Below are 1,793 nucleotides of genomic sequence, written 5' to 3'. Positions count from 1 at the left end.
GACGCTGTTGGTTTATTCGGCCCCTGCTTGTGCCCCGTCGAGCGTCAGCTCGGCGGGGCACAGTGCTGCGAAGTGGCTGGTGCGGGTGCGGGCCCGTGGTGTGCCGGTGAGGTGGGCGTCGATGCGGGCGAGGTTGACCGCGGCCCCGGTGAGCTGGTGCTGGAGGCTGGTTTTCGCCAGGCCCCGGTAGCGGGATCTGCGCAGACCGCAGCGCCCGACTGCTTGGGAGATGGTGCCTTCGACGCCGGCCCGGACCTTGTATCGCTCTTTCCAGGCGTCGGTCTGCTGCTCGGTGCGGATACTGCGGATGGCGTCGTGCTCGGTCTGCTGTTGCCGCAGCATGAGTTCCCGGCGGCGGCCGGTGGCGGAGCTGACGCAGTCCCGCAGGTGGGGACAGAGGCCGCAGCGGCTGACCGGGAACTTCACCTGGATGACCGGCAGGCCCTTCGAATCATTGCGGGAGTACCAGTTCGCGGCGGTGACACCGCCGGGGCAGGTCACCTGCCGGTTTTCCCAGTCGATGGTGAACGCGTCCAGCGTGAAAGGGCCCTTGGCCTGGGACGAGGTGTTCTTGACCAGGGGCCCGTGCAGCTCGACACCGTGGCGGCCACGGGCGGCAAGGACATGGGCGGCGGTGGGATATCCGGCATCCACCCAGTGCTCGGCGGGCAGGCAGTCGCGGGCCGCGAGCGAGTCGTGGATCTCCTCGTTCATCGCGTTGTCCGCGACCGTCGCCACCGTGGTGGCCACGTTGGTGACCAGGTTCGGGACGTCACTCTCGCCGCAGGTCTCGGTGAGATGGACCTTGTATCCGTCCCACATGGTGTCTCGTTTGACGCCGACACGGGCGTCGGGGTCATAGGGGTTGACCAGGCGCGTCGCGCCCGGCGGCCGGTCTTTTGGGCCCCGCCGCGTCACCTCGCCGTCCACCCGGTGGAAGTGCTGGACCCAGACCTGACGCAGAACCTCGACCTCATCCAGCGAGCGGAGTGCCGCAGGAGCGCCCGCACCGAAGACGGCTTGCAGCAGGTGTGTCCCGTCCCGCCCGATCCGCAGACCCACCTCGTCCCGCTTCGCGCGGGCCTTGGGGAACCGGGAGTCCTCAGCCCGGGTGGCGTAATGCCTGAACCAGTCCGGCTCCGCGGTCTCGGACAGCCATTCCGGAGCGGCCTGAGCGAGCGCGTTCAACGCCGCCCGCAGTGTCTCGGCCATCTGCTCCAGCCAGCACAGATCACGGGCCGCCGACAGCACATGCGTGGCGTCCGTGCGGGCCCGGCCCGCGCTCTTGAGCAGCCCCTTTTCCCGGGCGGCGGCCAGCACAGCATCCAGCACCCGCCGCCCACCGTCCGCCCCGGCCAAACGGTCCCGGAACTCCGACAACACCGAGAAGTCGAAGCCGGGATCGTCGAGTGGGAGCCCGAGTGCGTACTTGAAGTCGATCCTGGCCCGGACCGCCTCCGCGGCCTGGCGGTCGGTCAGCCCCTCCACGAACTGGAGCACCGACACCAGCGCCAGCCCGGCCGGTGACCAGGCGGGCCGGCCTCGTGAGGCGAACAGATCCGAGAAGTCCTCGTCGCGGAACACCGGCCCCAGCTCGTCCCGGACCCGAATCGCCAGGCTCCCCTTCGGGAACGCAGCCCAGGCCACCCGAACCGTCTCCGCCGGAATCTCTCCCGGCCCCTTCGGCTGCATCGACATCGACACCCACCCCACACAACAACGTCGGTCCCCATGACCACAACCGGGTCATGGGGACCGACGTCACGCGAGGGGCCGAATAAACCAACAGCGTC

Annotated in this window: 1 protein-coding gene; it reads right to left on the bottom strand. The window is 69.4% G+C overall.

Annotated features, from left to right (window positions below; all coding sequences use genetic code 11):
• Window positions 1-12: 12 nt before the first annotated feature.
• Window positions 13-1,698, bottom strand: coding sequence for an IS1182 family transposase (locus tag AC51EU_RS30170; RefSeq protein ID WP_496270273.1), 1,686 nt, complete (start codon window positions 1,696-1,698; stop codon window positions 13-15).
• Between the last annotated feature and the right edge of the window lie 95 nt (window positions 1,699-1,793).

The sequence above is a fragment of the Candidatus Streptomyces philanthi genome (assembly GCF_059553635.1).
This window is presented reverse-complemented; position numbering and strand designations above follow the sequence as displayed.

Bases quoted from the DNA above. Each gene is read 5' to 3' on its own strand.
- AC51EU_RS30170 (WP_496270273.1), bottom strand. From the start codon at position 1,698: ATGTCGATGCAGCCGAAGGGGCCGGGAGAGATTCCGGCGGAGACGGTT.